Here is a 20109-nt window from a genome sequence, read left to right as displayed (position 1 = left end):
TATTTTAGCTTGTTTTTGTTTCGCCAAAGTACAAAAAATGTTCAATATCATTTATGAAAAAAACTAACATCTTTATGTCACTAACTGCCCTGTTAGTGATTTTTTCGTGTGTTTCATCAGATCCTAAATACCGCGAAGGAGAACCTACTTCCAATTTTGGATATCCTCAAGATAAAGAAATTGAAAAGTCTTTTTATTTATTAGGAGACGGTGGTTACTCGCCAATTGGTGGAAGCTCTAAAGGTCTTATTGCTTTTAAAAGCTATCTGGATTCTGTAAAACAATCAGATAATTATACCATTTTCCTGGGAGATAATATTTATCCTGACGGAATGCCTGAAGAAGGCCACCCCGATAGGGAAGCTGCAGAGTATAGAATAGATGCGCAGTTGGATGCCATTGAAGATTATGATGGGAATGTACTTTTTATTCCCGGTAACCACGATTGGTATAATGAACGGATTGATGGGCTGGAAAGGGAAGAGGAGTATTTGAAAGAGAAGTTTGGAGAAGACCTAATATGGAGCCCAAAAGCAGGTTGCGGCCTGGAAATTATGGATATTGGGGACGAAATTACCCTAATAGTTATAGATTCTCAATGGTATCTTGAAGACTGGGATAAAAGCCCAACGATAAATGACGATTGTGCCGAAATCAAAACCCGCGAGGCACTATTTCTTGAAATAGAAACAGAATTCAAAAAAAGCCAGAATAAGAATATTATTGTAGCGCTTCACCATCCTTTATTCACCAATGGAATTCACGGGGGGCAGTATAATTTTAATCGGCACATTTATCCTTCACAAAAGAAAATTCCTATACCAATTTTAGGTTCTTTGGCTACTTTAATTAGAACCACCGGTGGTGTTTCAATCCAGGATGCTCAAAACGAACGTTATAAATCTTTAGTTAAACGCCTGGAAACACTGGGCCAAAAGTCTGACAGGTTAATATTTGTAAGTGGCCATGAACACTCTTTACAGTATATAGAACATGGAAAGATTAAACAAATTGTTTCGGGTTCTACTTCAAAAGCAACTTACGCAACTTTAAGTAACGATGGGGTTTTTGCTTATCCTGAGCAGGGTTTTGCAGTTTATGACGTGTTTAAGGACGGATCAACCTGGGTTAGTTTTTATGGAAATGAAGAGAATAAACCAAAACTGTTATTTCAGAAAGAAATATTTGAAGCACCTCAAGAGTTTGATATTTCTGAATTTCCGAAAGAATTTGATGAAACAGTAACCACCTCGGTTTATCCTGAGAATGAAACCGATAAAGGCTCTGTTCACAGAACGGTTTGGGGAGAGCGATATCGCGAACTCTACGGTACAGATATTACTTTAGAAGTCGCAGATTTGGAAACCCTTTACGGAGGTTTAACGCCTATGAGAGCCGGTGGTGGTCACCAAACTATTTCTATTAGAATGAAAGATAGTCTGGATAGGGAATATAACTTTAGAAGAATAAAAAAGAAGGCCGTTCAGTTCTTACAAACGGTTGCCTTTAAAAATACGCCTATTGAGACCCAGTTAGAAAATACAGTAGCCGAAGATATTATCTCAGATTTTTATACCGCGGCGCATCCATATGCATTTTTGGCTATTCCTACTATGGCTGATGCTATTGGCGTGTATCATACCAATCCCGAAATATATTATTTACCAAAACAACCCAAATTAGGGAAATACAACGAAGAACACGGCGATGCAATTTATATGATAGAGGAGCGCCCCGAAGATCATTGGTTGGGTGCAGAGAGTTTTGGATCTCCAAATCACGATATTCAAAGTACTGCCGGGATGTTTGATCGTTTGCGTAGAGACGAAAAATATTCGTTAGATGAACCTGCATATGTAAAAGCCCGCATATTTGATATGCTTATTGGCGATTGGGACAGGCACCAGGATCAATGGCGCTGGGCAGAAATTGAAGATGAAGAAGGTAACCGTATATTCAAGCCAATTCCCAGAGATAGAGACCAGGTATTTTCTAATTTTGATGGTGCTTTTTTTGGCACGTTAAGAGCTTTAACCGGCTTTGCTTCGCAATTTGCGGTTTACGGTGAAGATATTAATAATGTAGAATGGTTTAATGTTTCTGCTACAGGTTTAGACCGTTCGCTGCTTCAAAATGTAGGAAAAGAAACCTGGAGAGAGCAAGCTGAATATATTCAGGAAAATATGACCGATGCGGTTATTGAAGAAGCTTTTGCAAAACTTCCGCCTGAAACTTACGATGATACTACCAAAGAACTAATCAAAAAGGTAAAAGCAAGACGGGATAATATTGTAGATATTGCGATGCGTTATTACGACCACTTTGCCGATTTGGCGATTGTTACGGGCACAGATAAAGACGATTTTGTTGATGTTACCCGAATGAAGGATGGAAAAACCCGTATTAAGATTAGTAGAAATAAAGGTGGCGAAAGAGCTGATGTTTTGAGTGATAAAGTTTATGATAAAAAAGATACTGACGAGATTTGGTTATACGCCCTGGATGATGATGATAAAATTCAGGTAGATGGCGAAGGTGATAACTATATTTTCTTAAGGATTATTGGCGGCCAGAATAATGATATTTATACTATAAATAATAACAACCGACTTAAAATTTACGATCATAAATCTAAACCAAATACCATTGAAGAAGGCGGTGGCGCAAAGTTTAGGTTTACCGATGATTATGAAATAAATACTTACGACAAGGATAAAAAGAATTTTACCACGGGAGCTATTTTACCCGGTTTTGGATTTAACCCCGATGATGGTTTTAAAATTGGACTTGAAGTTGTAAATACTATTAATGCTTTTAAACGAAACCCATTTACCGCCCAACATACCTTTGGCGGTGGTTATTATTTTGCAACCCAAGGTTTTGATCTTTATTATGAAGGTGAATTTGCTCATATTCTTGGAAATTATAATCTAATAGTTGGTGCCAATTATACGAGTCCCAATTTTGCCAGGAACTTTTTTGGTTTCGGAAATCAAACGCCGAATTTTGATGATGAATTAGATTTTGACTACAACCGTGTAAAAATAAGTCGATTTGGGGTAAAGGCAGGGTTTGAAAATAAAACACCTTTTGGTAGCTTATTTAGATATATGGCCACTTTTGAAGGAAATAAAGTTGAAGATACAGAAGGAAGATTTATTACTGAAGATTTTGAAACCGATGATCCAGAGTTCTTCGACAGAAAATATTTTGCGGGATTAGATGCTTTATATCGTTACGAAAGTTATGATAATAACCTAAACCCGAGTAGAGGGATGAAATTTGAACTTAATTTGGGTGGTCAAATGAATACTGCAGATCCCGATCAGGTTTATGGATATTTTAAACCTTACTGGGGTTTTTATAACGCGCTTACCACAAACCGCAAACTGGTTTTAAAAACAAGAGTTCAGGCGCATTTAAATATGGGTGACGATTATGAATTCTATCAGGCAGCGCATTTAGGTGGTGAGAGTGGATTAAGAGGATATAGATTACAACGTTTTGCCGGGAAAAGTGCTTTTGCAACCGGTGCAGACCTTAGATATGGTTTTGATCAATTTACCACCAGGTTTTTACCTTTACAAATTGGAGTTTTTGGAGGCTATGATTTAGGTAGGGTTTGGGCCGATTTTGAAGACAGTAACCAATGGCACGACAGTTATGGAGTTGGTTTCTGGGTAAATAGCGCTGAAGCCGTTAACGGAACATTTAGCCTCTTTAGAAGTGACGATGGCTACCGATTTGCTTTCGGCTTTGGATTCCAGTTTTAATTCTTGAAATTAAAAATTGAAAGTTAAAATTTGCAAAACTAATGAGTATTAAAAGGAAATTATATGCTGGTAAACAGTATATAAAAGCTTATAATAAAAAAAAGATTTTCTGCATAGGCGCAAATAAAACCGGCACAACTTCTCTAAAATCAGCAATGAAGGAGTTAGGTTATAGTGTGGGAAACCAATCAAGAGCAGAAAGCCTATTACCAGCCTGGGCCCAGCGTAATTTTCATAAAATAGTCAAGTATTGTTATTCAGCCCAGTTTTTTCAAGATATTCCATTTAGTTTACCTTATACATACGTGGCTTTAGATCAAGCCTTCCCCAGAAGCAAATATATTCTAACAATAAGAGATAATACCGAGCAATGGTACAACTCCATAACCAAATCCCACGCAAATCTTTGGGGGAGAAACGGAAATTTACCTACAGAGAGGGATCTTAAATTAGCTAAATACAATTATAAAGGAGGTGTCTGGCGTTCTTTTAATCTTATTTTTAATACACCTAAATCAAATCTTTATAGTAGAGAGGATTTTTTTAAATTTTATGAAAACCATAATAAAGAAGTTATAGAATATTTTCGGCATAGACCAAATGATCTCTTGATTTTAAATGTTGCTGAAAAGGGGGCATACAGAAGGCTATGCAATTTCTTGGAAATTGAGAAGCTTGAGTCAACAGAATTTCCATGGAAGAACAAAACCAAGAGTATCTAATTGAATAATAATTTAAGTCGAAATCGAATGGATTTTATATAAGTTCTACTTTACTTTAATCGTTTTTAGACTCAATTAAATAAAATAACTTCCAATCTTAATCCGGTTTCTTCATATTTAAAGTATTAGAGAAATCGATAGTTCTAATAGGGAATGGAATATTGATACCATTCTTGTCAAAAGTTTTCTTAATTTCAATAATAGCAATGTCTCGGGCAACTAAAATGTCCCGGTTTTTCTTAACATCAGTCCAAAAGCGAACTACAAAGTTAATGGAGCTATCTCCAAATTCAGTGAACATAAATTCTACCTGCTCATTTCCACGAGAAGGGAAATGTTTAGAGATCGTTTCAATCGTCATTTCTTTTACTTTTTCCAGGTTAGAAGAGTAGCCTACGCCGCAATTTAGCATTACGCGAGAGCGGTTGGTCCTAGAGAAATTTTTAAAAGGTTCTTCCACAATTTTAGAATTGGGAATAACTACGTAATTGTTATCGGCTTGTTTTACAACTATATTTCTAAGGTTTATTTCGGTTACTTCCCCGGCATAATTATTAGTTTCTATCCAATCGCCAATTTGAAGTTCGGGTAAAAAACTTAAAATAATTCCCGAAAATGTATTGTTTAAGGTTCCCTGTAGCGCTAAACCTATAGCTAAACCAACAACCCCTGCACCGGCTAGCACCGAAGTAAGCACTTTATTAAGGTCTAAAATGCCAAGGGCAATAAAAAAACCGATAAGGATCACAATTGCCTTGCTCACCTTAACGGTTATTTGTCTTATAGAATCTTGTTTAACCCGTTTTCCCAGTAGTTTACTTAATAACTGGCCGGTATATTTAGCCAGGAAAATAAATATTATAAAAACCAGGATTGCAAGTAAGAAGTTGGGTAGATTAAAAATTAAGGCATCAAGCCAACTTACTAACTTTGCGGTGATCCCTTCTAGGGATTCTCTAAGGTTAAATTCGTCTTCCAATCTTTAATTATTTGCTGGACTTATGAGAGTCTGTAGTTTTCATTTTCCAGGCATCTAACATCCAGCTTGTTTTTTCCAACTCTCTAATGTAAGCACCAATTAAATCTATAGTACCTTCATCACCTGCTTTATCTGCAGTTTCTACAACAGAGCGCATTTGCTTAAGTAAAGTCCCGTGATCTTTAAGCAGGGTCTCGATCATTTCATAATCGGTTAAATCTGCTTTTGATTCTTTTAGGTTAGATGCTTCAAGATAATCGGTTAAATTACTGATTGGTGTATATCTTAAAGTAAGAATACGTTCAGCAATTTCATCTACTTTCAATTTTGCATCATCGTATAATTCTTCAAATTTCTCGTGTAAATCGAAAAAGTTTTTCCCAATTACATTCCAGTGAAAATTGCGAAGTTTTTGATAGTATAAATGATAATCTGCAAGAAGAACATTTAATTCCTCTACAGTTTTACTTGTTTTTTCTTTATCGAGTCCTAAATAGCTCATAGTTTTAATTTATGGTTTTTAAAAATTCAATACAAAAATATAATAGTTTGATGGATCAGCCAATAAAAAAGACTGATTTAATAGAAGTTTAACGAGGCTTAATTAATAGGGCGGTTATCTTTTAAATCAAGCTTTGCGATCATTTCTTTAGAAACCTGGCCGCTGGAAATTCCATAGCCGTCAACTAAAACTCCTTTGTAACCTTTAGAGGTAGTTATGGCATAAAGAATAGCATTATCATCAGGATTACTCATTCCTTCAAAACGTAGTACTTTATCTACGTCAAAATCTTCTACTCCAAAAGTTTCGTCTTTAGATTTAAGCTCTATTTCTTCATCAAGAAGGTTGAAATCGTGTTCGTAACCTTCTTCTAATTTTAATTTGTTTATCGCCTGGGAAAGCGTTCCGTAATCTTTCATCTTAAGTTGTTTGATTGATTAATAATGTTAAATTACATTTACAGCCCCTCATATGCAAATTAAAAATGCTGTTTAGGATAAGTTTAACTCCTTATGAAGCCTTATTTTTAAAGGCTTCAGCGCGAATATTTATTTTCGGTGTCAGAGATTTACCAGCTATCAATTATCTTCTTCATTTTTATTATTTCCGAAGTTGAAAAACCCTAAAGGAAACACCAATAGAAGAAAAAAATACCACCCGGTGAGCAGGCCTACAATGGTGATAATAGCCTCAATTATGTAAAGCCAGTAAGATTTACGGAATTTCATAAATAAAAATTTAAATTAAGAACAAATGTATAAATAGGAAGCGATTTTGAATCTGGTTACTAAGATTTCTATCTACATTTATAATATTTTTAAAAACCTTTTTATCTTTCAAAAAAACTTTTGTGAAGTAGGGGTTTCTTAACTCACGAATTTATTGGATATTTGCAAATTAGCGATTTCGCTAAAATAAAATAAAGGAAAAGCGTTCCGTTATTAAGAATTCAGCAAAATGAAAAATAAAATCACTTTAAAGGAACTGGCAAAATTACTTAATGTTTCAGTTTCTACGGTTTCTAAAGCTTTGCACGATAGCCCTGAAATTAGCCCTAAAACAGCAGAACGTGTTAAGGAACTTGCTAAACTTCATAATTATCGCCCCAATCCTGTGGCGGTAAATTTAAAAAGCAGTAAAAGCGGAACTATAGGAGTGATTATTCCCAATATTTCAAATACTTTTTTTGCCAATGTACTATTAGGTATTGAGGCCAGGGCCCAGAAAAGTGGATTACAGGTGATTACCTATATCTCTAATGAAAAGCTGGAAAGGGAACAGCAGATTGCAGAGATGCTAACCTCGGGATTTGTAGATGGGGTGCTTATAGCAATTTCAGAAGAAACACAACGTAAAAAGGAGTACGATCATCTTTTTAATCTTGTAGATTATGATATTCCGGTTGTTTTATACGATAGGATTAACCTGGATCTACAGGTCGATAAAATTGGTATAGACGATGAATATAGTTTGGAAGAAGCAACGCGTATGCTCCAAGCTCGGGGAATTAAAAAAATAGGAATTGCTACTTCAATACATCATTTAGGTGTGGGGAAACTAAGAATTACCGGATACCGAAATGCTCTTAAAAACCAGGATGATTTTTATATTGCGAATTCTTCAAAACCTGATTCTTTAAGGGAAAAAACACAGAAACTTCTGGTTGAAGATAAGGTAGAAGCAATTTTATGTACAGATTTTGTGAGTACTATGATGGTCTATAGATTGGCTTATGAGAATAAAATTAGTATCCCAAAAGATTTAAAAGTAATTGGATTTTTAAATGCTGATGTAGCGCGTTTTTTAACACCCTCTATAAGTTATGTAGAGCAATTTCCGGAAGAAATAGGAGAGCAAGCGGTAGATTTATTAGTGAATAGGATTGAAAATCGTATTGCCGGGAAACAACCAATAAATAAAACCATTAATACTAAATTAATTCATTTAGAATCTACAGATTTTTAGGCTTTTTTCGATAATAATTGATTCCAACCTTCGAAGTTTTATTGTCAAAAACAGGTTGAAAGACAGTTTTAAAAGTGCTTAGAAAAACTATATTTGAGGAAAAATCTATATTTTTTTAAATGAAATCTTTGAAAAGAAATATTCTTATTACCGGTGGTGCCGGTTTTATAGGCTCTCATGTAGTTCGTCTTTTTGTAAATAAATATCCTAATTATCAGATATTTAATTTAGATGCCTTAACCTATGCCGGCAATCTCGAAAATATTAAAGATATTGAGAGTGCCGAAAATTATCATTTTCTAAAAGCTGATATTACTGATGCTGATAAAGTAAAATCGCTTTTTAAGGAATATAAATTTGATAGTGTAATTCATCTTGCAGCAGAATCTCACGTAGACCGGTCAATTTCCAATCCGAAAATATTCGTTGAAACCAATGTTACCGGCACTCTAAATTTAATGGAAGCCGCCTTAGGGATCTGGAAAGAAAACCTGGAAGATAAATTATTTTATCATATTAGTACCGATGAAGTTTACGGCACTCTTGGAGAAACGGGCTTATTTACTGAAACCACTTCTTATGCCCCAAACTCCCCTTATTCTGCTTCCAAAGCAGCCTCAGACCATTTTGTAAAAGCCTATGGAGAGACTTATAATTTACCCTATGTAATTTCCAATTGCTCCAATAATTATGGGCCAAATCAATTTCCAGAGAAACTTATCCCATTATTCATCAATAATATTATTGAGAATAAGTCATTACCGGTTTACGGAGACGGAAAGTACACGCGAGATTGGTTGTATGTTATAGATCACGCCAGGGCTATTGATTTATTATTTCACGAAGGAAAAAATAAAGAAACCTACAATATCGGCGGATTTAACGAATGGCAGAATATTGATCTAATAAAGTTGCTATGTGAAATCATGGATGAAAAACTGAATAGAAGTAAAGGCGCATCTGAAGCCTTAATTACTTTTATCAAAGATCGTCCCGGCCACGATAAACGTTATGCAATTGATGCCAGTAAAATTAATAAGGAACTGGGGTGGAAGCCTTCAGTTACTTTTGAGGAAGGGTTAATGAAAACAGTAGATTGGTATTTAAATAATCCCAAATGGATAGAAGCCGTTGTTTCGGGAAGTTATAAGGAGTATTATAAAGAGCAGTATTTATGAAAGGAATTATTCTAGCCGGGGGAACCGGTTCACGCTTATATCCACTTACCAAAAGTGTTTCAAAACAATTGCTGGCGGTTTATGATAAACCAATGATTTATTATCCGTTGTCTGTTTTAATGCTGGCGGGTATAAAGGAAATTCTTATTATTTCAACTCCTGAAGATCTTCCTAACTTTCAAAAACTGCTGGGAGATGGAGAAACCTGGGGGCTTGATTTGTCTTACGAGGAACAACCAGAGCCAAATGGTTTAGCTGAAGCTTTTATTATTGGAGAGAATTTTATAGGAAGTGAGGACGTATGCCTTGTTTTAGGAGATAACATTTTTTACGGGCAGGGATTTAGCGGTTTACTGGAGAATGCGGTTAGAAACTGTAAAGAATCCGGCCAGGCTACTGTATTTGGATACTATGTAAATGATCCGATGCGGTATGGAGTAGTAGATTTTGATGAGACAGGGAATGCACTAAGCATCGAAGAAAAACCGGAAAAACCCAAAAGTCATTTTGCGGTAACCGGACTCTATTTTTATCCTAATTCAGTTATTGAAATCGCCAAAAAATGTGAGCCAAGCGAGAGGGGAGAATTGGAAATAACGAGTATCAACCAGGCTTATTTAGATCAAAAAGAATTAAAAGTAGAAATTATGGGCCGTGGTTACGCCTGGTTGGATACCGGCACCCATGATTCTATGTTAGAAGCTTCTAATTTTGTACAAACCATCGAAAAAAGACAGGGTTTAAAAATTGCCTGTCCTGAGGAAATTGCTTTCAGAAAAAAGTATATAGATAAAGCTCAATTACAAAAACTGGCGGTGGAGCTTGAGAAAAGTGAATACGGGAAATATTTATTGAATTTGGTAAGATGAGCTAGTATATACCATATTGGATTACCATGCATTAGTGATTTTATCAGTAAGGAAACCTTTAAAATCTTCATTCAGTCTAACGGAAGTCTATTGATTATGCCTTTTTCAATTAAGATATTCTGATTTTTACCTAGTTAAATCTTTTATTCTATTGTATTTTACAAAGAAAATAAGCCTTGAATTAGAATTTTAAAAATTTCAATATTTAAAACCCTATTAATTCGATAGACTTATGGGAAATATTATATTTGCGAAGTAATTACAGTATTGCCAATTAGTAAATGTATGAATAGCGAAGTTCAAAATAATGTTTCACAGGATTTCCTTGTGGCAATAAAAGCCGCTGTAAAAGCGGGCTTAGAAATAATGAAAGTTTACGAAAATGGTGATTTTCATGTGGAGCTTAAAGATGATGATTCACCAGTAACACTCGCTGATAAATCGGCTAATGATATAATAAATAATTATTTACAACCTACCGGGATACCTATAATCAGTGAAGAAAATGAAGAAATTGCTTTTTCTCAAAGAAAAAAATGGAATAAATGCTGGATAGTAGATCCATTAGACGGTACCAAAGAATTTATAAAAAAGAGCGGTGAATTTACAGTGAATATTGCCCTTGTTGAGAATAGCCTGCCGATTTTTGGGGTGATCTATATCCCGGTAAGTAAAGAGCTTTATTATGGGGATGTTAAGGAAGGTAAGTCTTTTAAGATTCTGATTAATAATGAAAGCGCAATTGAAGGTTTGATAAATAAGGCGCAGGAAATCTTTCCTGGTTTTGTTGAAAAAACTATTAATGTGGCAGGGAGTAGATCTCATATTAATAAAGAGACGCTTAGTTTCATTGAATCGATCAAAGAAAAATATGAGCAGCAGGTTAATGTGATTCCGAAAGGAAGTTCCCTTAAATTTTGCCTGATGGCCGAAGGACTTATAGATATTTATCCAAGGTTAGGACCAACTATGGAATGGGATACGGCCGCCGGTCACGCTATTTGCAAAGCTGTTGGGTTAAAAGTAATCGATAAACAAACGGGGAAAGAAATGGTTTATAATAGAAAAGTATTGTTAAATAATTCCTTTGTAGTTTCAAATCTAGCCTAAGAAATTTAATTAAACAATGCAGGTTCTTTGGAAATTATAATGGAAATGCGTTTATGTTATCTTCACAAAATATTTAGTGTAAAATCAGCGGCGAAATCTGATGGTTTTTTCTGTTGAAAATTAGAAAAGATAATATGAGTAATATCCAAACATTTAATTTTTCCCTGGGTAGAAAAGAGCGTAATAAACTAAATAACCATACTTCGTTTGTAGTTTGGTTTACTGGCTTATCGGGTTCGGGAAAATCCACCCTTGCAAATATGGTAGAGAAACTACTTTTTGAACAGGAAATAAGAACCTTTGTGTTAGATGGCGATAGTCTAAGGAACGGACTTAACAAAGATCTGGATTTTAGTTCTAAAGAGCGTGAAGAAAATCTTAGGGTGGCAGCTGAAGTAGCCAAGATTTTGGTTAATTCCGGCTCTGTGGTGCTGGCTTCCTTTATTAGTCCGAAACAAACTAATAGGGATATGGTGAAAGAGATTATTGGAAAGGATGATTTTATAGAGGTTTTTGTAAATACAAGTTTAGAAACTTGTGAAAAGCGAGATGTAAAGGGATTGTATAAAAAGGCAAGAGCGGGAGAAATTAAAAATTTCACAGGTATTGATTCTCCTTATGAAATGCCTTTAAATCCTGATATTGAAATAAATACTGAAAGGGAAAATCTGGAAGAAGCAGCTCAAAGAATTTTGAAACTGCTTCAAAAGAAACTTGAATTAAAGTAAAATGAGCAAATATTATTTAAATTATTTAGACGAGTTAGAGTCAGAAGCCATCTATATATTAAGAGAGGTTTGGGCACAGTTTGAGAATCCTGTAATCTTATTTTCAGGAGGAAAAGATTCAATTTTGGTGACCCACTTAGCAAAAAAGGCTTTTTATCCCAGTAAAATTCCATTTGCTTTAATGCATGTAGATACGGGACATAATTTCCCTGAAACTATAAAATTCAGAAACAATTTAGTTGAAAAACTTGGCGTAAAGTTAATTATAGGTTCTGTTCAGGATTCTATAGACCAGGGTAGAGTAGCCGAGGAGAAGGGTAAAAATGCTACCCGAAACTCTCTTCAAATAACCACTTTGCTTGATACTATTGAAGGAAATAAAGTCGACTGTGCTATTGGCGGAGGAAGAAGGGATGAAGAAAAAGCACGGGCCAAAGAACGTTTCTTTAGTCATCGTGACGATTTTGGACAATGGGATCCTAAAAACCAGCGACCTGAACTTTGGAACTTGCTAAATGGAAAGCATTTTGAAGGAGAGCATTTTAGGGCATTTCCAATAAGTAATTGGACTGAAATGGATGTTTGGAACTATATTAAAAGAGAGAATATTAGTATTCCTTCTTTGTATTTTGCTCACGAACGGGAAGTTGTTTTCAGAAGTAACTCCTGGATTCCTGTTTCAGAATATTTAAAGCTGGAAGAAGGAGAAAAAGTAGAGAAAAAGAAAATCAGGTTTAGAACCCTGGGAGATATTACTATTACTGGTGGAATAGAATCTGATGCCGACACCCTTGAAAAAATAGCACTTGAAGTTTCAGCAATGCGCAAAACGGAGCGTGGCGATCGTTCAGATGACAAACGTTCTGAAACTGCAATGGAGGATAGAAAAAAACAAGGATATTTTTAAATAGACCGTTGCGCTTAAAGAGAAAAGAATAAAGATCGCTTCGTTGTAAGACAAAGAAAATGAAACATGGAAATAAATAACAATCAACTTTTAAGATTTACAACTGCCGGTAGTGTAGATGATGGAAAAAGTACTTTAATAGGTAGACTTTTATATGATTCCAAGTCGATCTTTGAAGATCAACTTGATTCAATAACGGCGACAAGCGCAAAAAAAGGACACGATGGTATTGATATGGCGCTGTTTACAGACGGCCTAAGAGACGAAAGGGAACAGGGCATAACCATAGATGTAGCCTACCGTTATTTCACCACACCCAAGCGCAAATTTATTATTGCGGATACTCCCGGGCATATTCAGTATACAAGAAATATGGTTACTGGTGCATCTACGGCTAATGCCGCGGTTATTTTAATAGATGCCCGCCACGGAGTAATAGAACAAACCAAGCGACATTCATTTATCGCCTCCTTATTGAATATTCCGCATCTTATTGTATGCATCAATAAAATGGACCTGGTAGATTATTCAGAAGAGGTATATAATAAAATTATAGGACAGTTTGAAGAATTTTCTTCCAAACTTTTGATGAAAGATGTTCGTTTTATTCCTATTAGTGCCCTATTGGGAGATAATGTGGTAAACCGCTCAAAAAATATGGACTGGTACCAGGAAGGTACTTTGCTAAGCACGCTGGAAAACCTTCATATAAGCAGTGATATAAATAAAATAGACGCTCGTTTTGCTGTACAAACTGTTTTAAGACCTCAAAATGAAGAATTCCGGGATTACCGCGGGTATGCCGGGCGAATCGCTAGCGGAATTTACCGGGTAGGAGATGAAGTGGCCGTATTGCCTTCAGGTTTTCAATCAAAAATCAAATCTATTAATGCCGGGGAGCATGAAGTTCAGGAGGCTTATGCACCCATGAGTATTTCAATGACCCTGGAAGATGATATAGATGTAAGCAGAGGAAATATGATTGTACGGAAAAACAATCAGCCCGAAATGGAACAGGAATTTGATGTCATGCTATGCTGGTTGAATAATGAGCCTGCTAAACCCAGGGCGAAATATACAATAGTGCACACCTCTCACGAAGAGCGTGCACTAATCAAAGTGGTGGTATATAAAATGGACATCAATACTTTTGAAAGGGATAAGACCGATCAGGACCTGGCTATGAACGATATTGCCAGAGTTAAAATAAGGACCACGAGACGGATGATGTTAGATACTTATCGTGAAAACCGAAATACAGGAAGTATTATTTTAATAGATGAAAACACTAATGAAACCGTTGCGGCTGGCATGGTTGTTTAAAGTTTCCGTAAACAGTTCACTCTTATATTTTTTAAAAAATTTCACTAGTACTTTGATTTACTGAAAGTTGAAGGGCCGTGAATCATCAATCTTTTCTTATAAATTGCGAAGAGTGCAGTCTGAACTGACGATTTTTATGCAATTGATAAAAAAAACAGGAGTCTTCGATAATATACTTCTGAAAATTGAAAAAAATATGCTGGAGCTGCCAACCTTAAAAAGATTCAGGTTGCTAATATTAACAACATTTTTAACGTTTTTAAAGCTTTAAGGTTTCTTTAGCAATAGCCTCATAAAGAAATTCTATCTTTGCGGCCGATAAAAAGGTAATTTAATTTTTCAAATGACTGAATTTCAGCAAAGATTAGAAGATAAAAAAATATTAGTGACTGGTGGGGCGGGTTTTATAGGTTCAAACCTATGTGAAACCCTGATAAATTTAAATGCTAAAGTTGTTTGCCTGGATAATTTTGCTACCGGTCACAGGCATAATCTTGATGCCTTCGAAAATCACAAGAATTTTCAATTAATTGAAGGGGATATTCGTAACCTGGAAACTTGTCATAAGGCGTGTGAAAATGTAGATTATGTATTACACGAAGCAGCCTTAGGTTCTGTACCGCGGTCTTTGGCCGATCCTATTATCAGTAATGAAGTTAATATTTCCGGATTTTTAAATATGCTGGTGGCTGCTAGAGATGCCGGTGTAAAAAGATTTGTTTATGCTGCAAGTTCTTCTACGTATGGAGATTCAGAAAAACTACCTAAAGTAGAAGACGAAATTGGAAAACCACTTTCTCCTTATGCAATTACCAAATATGTAAATGAGCTCTATGCGGATATATTTCAGGATGCCTATAAATTAGATACTATAGGATTAAGGTATTTTAATGTTTTCGGAAGGAAACAGGATCCAAACGGAGCTTATGCCGCTGTTATTCCAAAATTCGTAATGCAGTTTATGAAACGTGAAAGTCCGGTGATTAATGGGGACGGCACATACTCGCGAGATTTTACATATATCGATAATGTAATTCAGATGAATTTAAGGGCGCTGACATCTAAAAACGAAGATGCGGTGAATCAAATATATAACACAGCAGTGGGGGATAGAACTAACTTAGTAGAATTAACCCACTTATTAAAAAAACACCTATCTAAATTTGATCCTGAAATAGCAAAGGTGGAGGTGAAACACGGTCCTAATAGAGCGGGGGATATTCCACATTCTTTAGCTTCGGTAGAAAAAGCAAAAGAATTATTGGGATATGATCCAAGTCATCGAATTGATGAAGGTTTAAGAGAAGCAGTATCCTGGTATTGGGAGAATCTTTAATATTGAATTTGCCTATTGTACATTATGGTGAAGGATTTTGAAATATTAGATTGGGACTCTGAGTTTTTTGGATTTAAGGTTGCTAGAATAAGCTCAAATATTTCTCAAAAATATTATAAAGAATTAATATCAGAGCTTTACCATTTTAATGTGGAATTGATCTATTTTAATTCACCTTTTGATCCTTCCGAATCAGAATTTTATTCTATTCTTAAAATTGATGAGGTTGTAGAACTTTCAAAAGAATTGAAATTGAAAAAAAACTTTCATCCGAAGGTGAAATTTTTCAATCAGTCTAGGGCAACTATAGAGATGAGGAATTTAGTGAAGCGTATAGCACGACGAAGTAGGTTTTATTTTGATGATAATATCACAACGGCTAAAGTTTATGAGCTATATGATATTTGGTTAGATAAATCAGTCAATGGTATTGGCGCTGATACTGTGTTAGTTTACGAAGAGAATAATAAAATTAAAGGTTTCGCTACTGTGAAGATTAATGAAAATAATGGAACAGGTGTAATACCTCTTATGGGGGTGGAGTCTAAAAGTGAAGGTAAGGGGATATCTTTTATGTTAATGGAAGCTATTGAATCTTATTTGCTGGAAAAGAAGTGTTCAATTTTAAAGAGTAGTACCCAGGCTAAAAATTTAAAAGCTTTAAAAGTTTATGAGCGTTTTGGTATTAAATGTGAAAGAGGTTCCGTTATTAATCATTTATGGAGAAAACCTGCTAATCTAATATGATGATACCTTTTAATTTACCGTATATTACTGGAAATGAAATCTCCTATATATCTGATGCCATAGCTTCGGGTTCTCATGCCGGCAACTATCATTTCAATAATCGGGTAAAGGATCTTATTTTTCAAAAATATGGATTAAGAGGCGTTTTTCTAACACCTTCTTGTACAGCGGCTTTAGAAATGGGTGCTTTAATTGCAAATATCCAACCAGGTGACGAAGTGATAATGCCTTCGTTTACATTTAGTTCGACGGCTAATGCGATGGTTATTTTTGGAGCTAAACCGGTATTTTGTGAAGTTAGGGCTTCCGACATGAATATTGATGTTGCTCGAATTGAAAAGTTGATTACTCCCAGGACCAAAATGATAATCCCTATTGATTATGCTGGCGTTCCTTGTGATATTGATGAAATAATGATAATCGCAGAAAAATATAATTTAACAGTAATGCAGGATTGTGCCCAATCCTATGGTTCATTATATAAAGGACATATAAGCGGGAAGAGGGCTCATATAGCTTGTTACAGTTTTCATGATACAAAGAATTTCAGTTGTGGGGAAGGTGGTGCTATAGTGGTGAATAAGCCAGAATGGCGTGAACGCGCAGAATATATGGCCGAAAAAGGTACAGATCGTTCTAAGGTTGTTAATGGACTTCAAAGTAAATATTCGTGGATAGAAAAAGGATCAAGTTATCTTTTATCTGATATTTTAGCTGCAATGCTATTAGCTCAATTAGAACAGGAAGAAGAGATTAAACAGAAGCGAAAAAAAATATACGATATTTATCAGGAGAGATTAAAAAAGTATGAGGAAAAGGGTTTCTTTTTACTTCAACACCTTGAAGATTATAAAGAAACTAATTACCACTGTTTCTGGTTGATTTTTAATTCAAATCAAAAAAGGAAAGTATTTATAGATAGGATGGGAAAAGAGGGAATTGCTGCTTATACCAGTTATATTCCACTCCATTCATCTAAAATGGGTTTAAAGATGGGATATACAGAAAATGATTTGCCATTCACCGAAGATTTAGCTAGCCGTTTAGTTCGCTTGCCTCTTTACCCCAACTTAACTCAAGTAGAAGTTGATTTTATAGTCACAACCGCCGAGAAAATTTTAAAAGATTACATTAACAAAGAAGAACTGCATAAATAAAATAATTTAGTATTTATAACACTGAAGAATGGACAATAAAAAGATAGCTGTAATAGGTTTAGGATACGTAGGACTGCCATTGGCAAGATTATTTGCTACTAAATATCCGGTAGTTGGTTTTGATATCAATAAAGCCAGAGTTGAAGAGCTAATGACTGGTCATGATTCTACCCTTGAGGTGGAAGACGATGTGCTTCAGTCTGCATTGGTTAAAAAGGAAGATTTAGAAAAGGAAAATGGTTTGTATTGTTCGGCAGAACTTGAAGATATAGCAGATTGTAGTTACTATATAATTACCGTTCCTACTCCAGTAGATAAAAATAACAGACCAGATCTTACTCCGCTATATAAAAGTAGCGAAGCCGTCGCTAAGGTCCTTAAAAAGGGAGATGTTGTTATTTACGAATCTACAGTTTATCCTGGGGTTACTGAAGACGAATGCGTACCTGTGCTGGAAAAACATAGCGGACTTACCTTTAACGAAGATTTCTTTGTAGGGTATTCGCCGGAAAGAATCAATCCGGGTGATAAGGAGCATACTGTAGATAAGATTTTAAAAGTTACCGCTGGTTCAACTCCAGAGATTGGAAAAAAGGTTAATGAACTTTATGCTGATGTAATCACTGCTGGAACACATTTAGCACCTACTATCAAAGTTGCTGAAGCTGCTAAAGTAATTGAGAACTCACAAAGGGATATCAATATCGCTTTTGTTAACGAACTGGCGAAGATATTCAATATGATGGGGATAGATACCCAGGATGTTTTAGAAGCTGCAGGAACAAAATGGAATTTTCTTCCATTTAAACCCGGTCTTGTTGGTGGACATTGTATCGGGGTAGATCCTTACTATCTTGCTCAAAAAGCACAGGAAATTGGTTATCATCCTGAAATTATTCTTGCCGGTAGGAGGATGAACGATTCTATGGGACAATATGTCGCTTCAGAAGTAGTTAAATTGATGTTGCAAAATGATCAGAAGGTGAAGGGAGCAAATATCCTTGTCTTGGGAATCACCTTTAAAGAGAATTGCCCTGATGTAAGGAATACTAAGGTTGTAGATGTAATTAAAAATCTCAATGAGTATGGTACGAATGTTACTATTTACGATCCGCTTGCTAACCCGGAAGAAGTAAAACATGAGTACCGACTTAAAACTGTAAAAGAGCTTCCAAAAGAAAAATATGATGCCGTTGTTTTGGCGGTGGCTCATAAAGAATTTTTGGAAATGGACCTTGACCAATTAAAGAATGGAAATACTGTTGTTTATGATGTAAAGGGCGTACTTGGGGATAGGTGTGATAAGAAACTTTAAAAAACTATAGTTTAATCGAATTATAGCCTGAGACAATGTTATGGCCACTAGTATAATGTATAGATAATCTTGTAAAGGAGGGTGTCAAAGTCAATTTAATATGAAGATAAAAAATATTTGCTGTATAGGTGCAGGTTATGTAGGAGGGCCAACAATGGCGGTGATCGCTCAGAAATGTCCTGAAATAAATGTAACTGTAGTCGATATTAACGAAGAAAGGATAAAAGCCTGGAATGATGAGAATGTAGAAAATATTCCAATTTATGAACCCGGATTATCGGCAGTGGTTGAAGAAGCTCGTGGTAGAAATTTATTTTTTTCTACCGATGTAGATGCAGGGATTGATGAAGCTGATATGATATTTATTTCGGTTAACACTCCCACTAAAACCTATGGTATAGGAAAAGGTATGGCTGCCGACCTTAAATTTATAGAACTTTGCGCGAGACAAATCGCGAGGGTGTCTAAAGATGATAAAATTGTAGTAGAGAAATCTACTTTACCGGTTCGTACCGCGGAAGCATTAAAGAATATTCTGGATAATACAGGAAATGGAGTTAATTATCAAATTCTTTCAAATCCTGAATTTTTAGCTGAAGGAACTGCGGTTGATGACCTTATGAATCCGGACAGGGTGCTTATAGGTGGAGACATTGATACTCCTGAAGGCAAGGAAGCCGTAGAAGCTTTAGTTGATGTTTATGCGCATTGGGTACCTCGCGAACGATTATTAACTACCAACGTGTGGTCATCAGAACTTTCAAAATTAACAGCCAACGCCTTTTTAGCTCAACGGGTTTCCAGTATCAATGCGATGAGTGAATTATGCGAAAAAACAGGGGCAGATGTGAATGAGGTTTCGAAAGCTGTGGGTATGGATTCCAGGATTGGGTCAAAATTCCTCAAATCTTCAGTAGGTTTTGGGGGTTCTTGTTTTCAGAAAGATATTTTAAACCTGGTCTATATTTCCAAATCTTTCGGCTTACACGAAGTCGCCGATTACTGGGAACAGGTAATACTAATGAATGATCATCAAAAAAGAAGGTTTGCTGCGAAAATAGTACAAACCCTTTTTAATACAGTTTCAGGAAAGAAAATTGCTTTACTAGGTTGGGCTTTTAAAAAGGATACCAACGATACCCGCGAATCTGCAGCCATATATGTAGCCGATTATTTACTCAACGAACAGGCAGAAATTGTAGTTTACGACCCTAAGGTTAAAACTGAACAAATTTATGCCGATCTTGATTATTTAAATACCCGATCTACAGAAGAAAACCGTGCCAGGGTGCAAATAGTGAACTCACCTTATGAAGCTACAAAAGAGTCTCACGCAGTAGCAGTTTTGACAGAATGGGATGAGTTTAAAGAGTTAGACTGGCAAAAAGTATACGATGAAATGCTTAAGCCTGCTTTTCTTTTTGATGGTAGAAGGTTATTGGAGAGAGCAACAAAAGAAAAGATTGGTTTTGAATTTTATGCAATAGGAAGTTAAAAA

General features: G+C 35.5%; 18 protein-coding genes. 14 read left to right on the top strand and 4 right to left on the bottom strand.

Annotated elements, in window-relative coordinates:
* Positions 1-53: 53 nt before the first annotated feature.
* A complete protein-coding gene (locus B4F31_RS08980; protein WP_286761143.1) occupies positions 54-3773 on the top strand; it encodes a metallophosphoesterase in 3720 nt (1239 codons plus the stop codon).
* A 41-nt stretch (positions 3774-3814) separates the two neighbouring features.
* Positions 3815-4495, top strand: coding sequence for a sulfotransferase (locus B4F31_RS08975; protein WP_075326518.1), 681 nt, complete (start codon positions 3815-3817; stop codon positions 4493-4495).
* A 97-nt stretch (positions 4496-4592) separates the two neighbouring features.
* On the opposite strand, the gene B4F31_RS08970 is transcribed toward B4F31_RS08975, so the two are convergent.
* From B4F31_RS08970 to B4F31_RS08955, 4 genes are all read right to left on the bottom strand, one after another.
* Positions 4593-5474 (bottom strand): mechanosensitive ion channel family protein, encoded by an 882-nt coding sequence (locus B4F31_RS08970; RefSeq protein ID WP_286761142.1) that lies wholly within the window; start codon positions 5472-5474, stop codon positions 4593-4595.
* A 7-nt stretch (positions 5475-5481) separates the two neighbouring features.
* Positions 5482-5976, bottom strand: a complete 495-nt coding sequence (locus B4F31_RS08965; RefSeq protein WP_075326522.1) for a Dps family protein — start codon at positions 5974-5976, stop codon at positions 5482-5484.
* A 98-nt stretch (positions 5977-6074) separates the two neighbouring features.
* Positions 6075-6395 carry a phosphoribosylpyrophosphate synthetase gene (locus tag B4F31_RS08960; RefSeq protein WP_075326524.1) on the bottom strand — a complete coding sequence of 107 codons (321 nt, stop codon included), beginning with the start codon at positions 6393-6395 and terminating at the stop codon, positions 6075-6077.
* Between the two features lie 159 nt (positions 6396-6554).
* Complete coding sequence (locus B4F31_RS08955; protein ID WP_286761141.1) at positions 6555-6704, bottom strand: hypothetical protein; 150 nt, start codon at positions 6702-6704, stop codon at positions 6555-6557.
* Between the two features lie 229 nt (positions 6705-6933).
* Between B4F31_RS08955 and B4F31_RS08950 the strand changes: the two genes are divergently transcribed.
* From B4F31_RS08950 to B4F31_RS08895, 12 genes are all read left to right on the top strand, one after another.
* Positions 6934-7941, top strand: a complete 1008-nt coding sequence (locus B4F31_RS08950) for a LacI family DNA-binding transcriptional regulator (protein ID WP_093302262.1) — start codon at positions 6934-6936, stop codon at positions 7939-7941.
* A 119-nt stretch (positions 7942-8060) separates the two neighbouring features.
* Entirely contained in the window at positions 8061-9119 is a 1059-nt protein-coding gene (rfbB, locus tag B4F31_RS08945) for a dTDP-glucose 4,6-dehydratase (protein WP_286761140.1), read from the top strand.
* Positions 9116-9988, top strand: coding sequence for a glucose-1-phosphate thymidylyltransferase RfbA (gene rfbA, locus B4F31_RS08940; protein WP_286761139.1), 873 nt, complete (start codon positions 9116-9118; stop codon positions 9986-9988). The genes rfbB and rfbA overlap by 4 nt, the downstream gene beginning before the upstream one ends.
* Positions 9989-10273: 285 nt before the next feature.
* Positions 10274-11098 carry a 3'(2'),5'-bisphosphate nucleotidase CysQ gene (cysQ, locus tag B4F31_RS08935; protein ID WP_286761138.1) on the top strand — a complete coding sequence of 275 codons (825 nt, stop codon included), beginning with the start codon at positions 10274-10276 and terminating at the stop codon, positions 11096-11098.
* A 134-nt stretch (positions 11099-11232) separates the two neighbouring features.
* Positions 11233-11826 (top strand): adenylyl-sulfate kinase, encoded by a 594-nt coding sequence (gene cysC, locus B4F31_RS08930; protein WP_286761137.1) that lies wholly within the window; start codon positions 11233-11235, stop codon positions 11824-11826.
* A gap of 1 nt (position 11827) precedes the next feature.
* The gene (gene cysD / locus B4F31_RS08925) at positions 11828-12733 is read left to right on the top strand and encodes a sulfate adenylyltransferase subunit CysD (RefSeq protein ID WP_286761136.1); all 906 of its coding nucleotides are present in this window, start codon (positions 11828-11830) and stop codon (positions 12731-12733) included.
* 66 nt (positions 12734-12799) lie between these two features.
* Positions 12800-14056 (top strand): sulfate adenylyltransferase subunit 1, encoded by a 1257-nt coding sequence (locus B4F31_RS08920; protein WP_075326536.1) that lies wholly within the window; start codon positions 12800-12802, stop codon positions 14054-14056.
* A gap of 343 nt (positions 14057-14399) precedes the next feature.
* Positions 14400-15392 carry an SDR family oxidoreductase gene (locus tag B4F31_RS08915; protein ID WP_075326538.1) on the top strand — a complete coding sequence of 331 codons (993 nt, stop codon included), beginning with the start codon at positions 14400-14402 and terminating at the stop codon, positions 15390-15392.
* Positions 15393-15416: 24 nt separating this feature from the next.
* Positions 15417-16139 (top strand): GNAT family N-acetyltransferase, encoded by a 723-nt coding sequence (locus tag B4F31_RS08910; RefSeq protein WP_075326540.1) that lies wholly within the window; start codon positions 15417-15419, stop codon positions 16137-16139.
* A complete protein-coding gene (rffA, locus tag B4F31_RS08905) occupies positions 16136-17296 on the top strand; it encodes a dTDP-4-amino-4,6-dideoxygalactose transaminase (protein ID WP_075326542.1) in 1161 nt (386 codons plus the stop codon). Before B4F31_RS08910 ends, rffA begins: the two co-directional genes overlap by 4 nt.
* A 28-nt stretch (positions 17297-17324) precedes the next feature.
* Complete coding sequence (locus tag B4F31_RS08900) at positions 17325-18611, top strand: nucleotide sugar dehydrogenase (RefSeq protein WP_075326544.1); 1287 nt, start codon at positions 17325-17327, stop codon at positions 18609-18611.
* Between the two features lie 100 nt (positions 18612-18711).
* Positions 18712-20106: a UDP-glucose 6-dehydrogenase gene (locus B4F31_RS08895; protein ID WP_286761135.1), complete on the top strand. Its 1395-nt coding sequence runs from the start codon at positions 18712-18714 to the stop codon at positions 20104-20106.
* The last annotated feature ends 3 nt before the right edge of the window (positions 20107-20109 follow it).

This window comes from Salegentibacter sp. UBA1130 (assembly GCF_002311535.1).
Taxonomy (GTDB): domain Bacteria; phylum Bacteroidota; class Bacteroidia; order Flavobacteriales; family Flavobacteriaceae; genus Salegentibacter; species Salegentibacter agarivorans.
Note: the sequence above shows the minus strand (reverse complement) of the source record. Positions and strands in the feature narration are given on the sequence as shown.

What these genes read in the sequence shown, in the direction of transcription:
- B4F31_RS08950 (WP_093302262.1), top strand. Translation starts at nt 6,934, where the DNA reads ATGAAAAATAAAATCACTTTAAAGGAACTGGCAAAATTACTTAATGTT.
- B4F31_RS08910 (WP_075326540.1), top strand. Translation starts at nt 15,417, where the DNA reads ATGGTGAAGGATTTTGAAATATTAGATTGGGACTCTGAGTTTTTTGGA.
- rfbA (WP_286761139.1), top strand. Translation starts at nt 9,116, where the DNA reads ATGAAAGGAATTATTCTAGCCGGGGGAACCGGTTCACGCTTATATCCA.
- rffA (WP_075326542.1), top strand. Translation starts at nt 16,136, where the DNA reads ATGATGATACCTTTTAATTTACCGTATATTACTGGAAATGAAATCTCC.
- B4F31_RS08965 (WP_075326522.1), bottom strand. Translation starts at nt 5,976, where the DNA reads ATGAGCTATTTAGGACTCGATAAAGAAAAAACAAGTAAAACTGTAGAG.
- B4F31_RS08915 (WP_075326538.1), top strand. Translation starts at nt 14,400, where the DNA reads ATGACTGAATTTCAGCAAAGATTAGAAGATAAAAAAATATTAGTGACT.
- B4F31_RS08895 (WP_286761135.1), top strand. Translation starts at nt 18,712, where the DNA reads ATGAAGATAAAAAATATTTGCTGTATAGGTGCAGGTTATGTAGGAGGG.
- cysC (WP_286761137.1), top strand. Translation starts at nt 11,233, where the DNA reads ATGAGTAATATCCAAACATTTAATTTTTCCCTGGGTAGAAAAGAGCGT.
- B4F31_RS08920 (WP_075326536.1), top strand. Translation starts at nt 12,800, where the DNA reads ATGGAAATAAATAACAATCAACTTTTAAGATTTACAACTGCCGGTAGT.
- B4F31_RS08975 (WP_075326518.1), top strand. Translation starts at nt 3,815, where the DNA reads ATGAGTATTAAAAGGAAATTATATGCTGGTAAACAGTATATAAAAGCT.
- B4F31_RS08900 (WP_075326544.1), top strand. Translation starts at nt 17,325, where the DNA reads ATGGACAATAAAAAGATAGCTGTAATAGGTTTAGGATACGTAGGACTG.
- cysQ (WP_286761138.1), top strand. Translation starts at nt 10,274, where the DNA reads ATGAATAGCGAAGTTCAAAATAATGTTTCACAGGATTTCCTTGTGGCA.
- B4F31_RS08960 (WP_075326524.1), bottom strand. Translation starts at nt 6,395, where the DNA reads ATGAAAGATTACGGAACGCTTTCCCAGGCGATAAACAAATTAAAATTA.
- rfbB (WP_286761140.1), top strand. Translation starts at nt 8,061, where the DNA reads ATGAAATCTTTGAAAAGAAATATTCTTATTACCGGTGGTGCCGGTTTT.
- B4F31_RS08955 (WP_286761141.1), bottom strand. Translation starts at nt 6,704, where the DNA reads ATGAAATTCCGTAAATCTTACTGGCTTTACATAATTGAGGCTATTATC.
- B4F31_RS08980 (WP_286761143.1), top strand. Translation starts at nt 54, where the DNA reads ATGAAAAAAACTAACATCTTTATGTCACTAACTGCCCTGTTAGTGATT.
- cysD (WP_286761136.1), top strand. Translation starts at nt 11,828, where the DNA reads ATGAGCAAATATTATTTAAATTATTTAGACGAGTTAGAGTCAGAAGCC.